1 protein-coding gene is annotated in these 3238 nt (G+C 71.2%); it reads left to right on the top strand.

Annotated features, from left to right (window positions below):
* Positions 1-166: 166 nt before the first annotated feature.
* A partial coding sequence (locus OO67_RS35295; protein ID WP_157841791.1) for an SDR family NAD(P)-dependent oxidoreductase occupies positions 167-3238 on the top strand: 3072 nt, incomplete at its 3' end.

Below are 3238 nucleotides of genomic sequence, written 5' to 3'. Positions count from 1 at the left end.
CCGTTCCGTCGTCGGCGTTATTGGCTGGATTCGGGTTCGGGTTCGGGTGGTTCGGGTGATGTGGCGGTGTCGGGGCAGGTGGCTGCGGGGCATCCGTTGCTGGTGGCTGTGCTGGATCATGTGGATTCGGACGGGGTGACGCTGACGGGTCGTCTGCGACCACGCGGTGCATGGGACGGTTCTTGTGCCGGGTACGGCGTTGGTGGAGCTCGTCCTGCGTGCCGGTCAGGAGACCGACACCCCCACCATCGACGAACTCACCCTGCAGGCGCCGATCATCGTGCCTCCGGTCGGTGGTGTCCGGCTCCGGGTGACTGTGGGTGAGCGGTACGGCGACGGGCTCCGGGCCGTTACGGTGCACGGGCAGGCGTCCGACGGGCCCTGGATCGAACACGCCGGCGGGACGCTCACCGAGAGGCAGTCCTCGTCGGCCGCGGCCGACGGTCAGTGGCCGCCCACCGGTGCCGGCGAACTGGACACCGACGCCGCCTATGCGCGGTTGTCGGAGGCCGGGGTCGACTACGGCCCGCTCTTCCAGGGGCTGCGCCGCGCGTGGCAGCGAAACGGCGAGGTCTTCGCCGAGGTCGCGCTCCCCGAAGGCACGTCGGCCGACGGATTCGCACTTCATCCCGCGCTGTTCGACGCGGCACTGCACGCCGGGACCTACCTGGACGCGGACAGCCCGCAGGGTGCGGGAGACGGCGGAGGCGCGGCGCTGCCGTTCGTCTGGCGAGGGATCACCGTTCACTCGACGGGTGCTCTGGAACTGCGCGTCCTGCTGACCCGGAGTGGCGACGACGAGATGGCGTTGTCGGCCACAGACGCCGACGGCGCGGCCGTCGTCACGGTCGAGCGCCTGGTGACCCGCGCCCTGGCCGCGGAACAGATCGCGACGGCTTCCGAATCGCTCTACGTCCCGGAGTGGAAGGAACACCCGGGCGGGGCACGGTACGCGGGGGCGCCGGCCGTGGTGGACGACCTCGCGGACCTCGATGCGGATGTACCCGAGGTGGTGGTTCTCCGCGTCGGAACGGCGGTCGGGAACGGGGCCGGCGACAGCGGGGGAGCGACGACCGTCGCCGACACGGCACGGACGACGGCCGTGAGCGTGCTCGCGGTTCTCACGTCCTGGCTGGCGGACGAACGGTACGCGACCGCGCGGCTCGCGCTGATGACGCGGGACGCCGCGCCCGCGTCGGACGACCCGGATCTCGCGCAGTCGCCCGTGTGGGGACTCGTACGGGCGGCGCAGGCCGAGCACCCCGGCAGGTTCCTCCTCATCGACACGCAGGACACCCGTGAAACGGGCGACGCACGCGAGACATCCGGCGTGCGGGACGCCGACCAGGTCGCCCAGGACCCGGCTCTGCTCACAGCGCTGGGTACGGGCGAGCCTGAGATCGTGATCCGGGACGGCGCGCTCTTCGTGCCGCGCTGGCGGCGCGCCGCTACAGTCCGGGCCGTCGAGACCGGGACCGGGACGGGCGGTACGGGGACGGACGCGGCCAGGACCGGCGCCGGGTTCCCCGACTCCGTCCTCATCACCGGCGGGACAGGTGGCCTGGGGGCCGCCGTCGCCCGCCACCTCGCCGGGCAGCACGGCGTCGGCGAGCTCGTTCTGGTCAGCCGCCGTGGCCCCGAGGCCCCTGGGGCCGAAGCCCTGTGTGCCGAACTGACAGCTCTGGGCGCCCGGGTGCACGCCGTCGCCGCCGATGTGTCCGACCGGGAGGCGGTGGCCGCACTCTTCGCCGAGTATCCGGTGCGCGGCGTCATCCACGCCGCAGGTGTGCTGGCCGACGGGCTCGTGGAGTCGATGACCCCGGACCAGTTCGACACGGCGTTCCGGCCGAAGGCGGATGCCGCGTGGCACCTGCACGAGCTGGGTGGCGACCTGGCGATGTTCATGCTGTTCTCGTCCGCGACCAGCGCCCTCGACGCGAAGGCCCAGGGGAACTACGCGGCGGCCAACGTGTTCCTCGACGCCCTCGCCGCGCACCGTCGCGCCCGCGGGCTGCCCGCCCAGTCGCTGGCCTGGGGCTTCTGGTCCGAGGACGGGATGGGCACGCGGCTCGACGAAGCCGACCTGGCCCGCATCCGGAGGACCGGGATCGCCTCGCTGCCGACGGATGAGGCCCTAGAACTGCTCGACGCCGCCGTGGCCACGGGAGAGCCGGCCCTGGCCCCCGTACGTCTCGACACCGCGGTGCTCAGGACACGTGAGGACGAGCTGCCTGTTGTCCTGTCCGACCTGGTCCGGCGACCGAAGGCGCGTGTGTCCGCTGCTGAGGGCGGAAGCAGTACACCGTTCGGCACGAAGCTCACGGGGCTGGCGGAGGGCGAGCGGGAGGCGTTCGTACTGGACGCCGTCCGTACGCAGATCGCTGCCGTTCTGGGACATGGTGGTGCGCAGGACATCGAACCCCGGCGCGCCTTCACCGACTTCGGATTCGATTCGCTGACCGCGGTGGAGTTCCGCAACAAGGTCGCCGCGGCGACGGGCCTGCGACTGCCCTCCACGATCGTCTTCGACTACCCGACGCCGCGTGCACTCGCCGATCATCTGCTTGCCGAAGCACTCGACGTGGTCCAGGAGTCCGCCGCGAGCACCCCGCACACCGTGGATTCCGACGACCCCGTGGTGATCGTCGGTATGAGCTGCCGCTATCCGGGCGGCGTCGACTCCCCCGAGGACCTGTGGCGCATGGTCGCCGAAGGGATCGACGGGATATCCGGGTTCCCGACCGACCGAGGATGGGACCTGGAGGCACTCGACGGGTCGGCGCCCGGACAGTCCTACACGACCCAGGGCGGGTTCCTCGAGAACGCCGGCGACTTCGACGCGGACTTCTTCGGGATCTCGCCGCGTGAGGCACTCGCCATGGACCCGCAGCAGCGGTTGCTGCTGGAGGCGTCCTGGGAGGCCTTCGAACGTGCGGGCATCGATCCCGACTCACTGCACGGCAGCGACACGGGCATCTTCGCCGGCCTCATGTACCGGGATTACGGCAGCACTCTGACCTCCGTACCCGACGATCTGCTCGGCTACTTCGGCAACGGCACCCTGAACAGCGTCGCCACCGGCCGCGTCGCCTACACGTTGGGGCTGGAGGGTCCTGCGATCACGGTTGACACGGCGTGTTCGTCGTCGTTGGTGGCGATGCACTGGGCTGCGCAGTCGTTGCGTTCGGGGGAGTGCTCGCTGGCGCTGGCCGGCGGAGTGACGGTGATGACCACCCCG

This window comes from Streptomyces atroolivaceus, from assembly GCF_000717025.1.
GTDB lineage: Bacteria > Actinomycetota > Actinomycetes > Streptomycetales > Streptomycetaceae > Streptomyces > Streptomyces atroolivaceus.
Note: the sequence above shows the minus strand (reverse complement) of the source record. Positions and strands in the feature narration are given on the sequence as shown.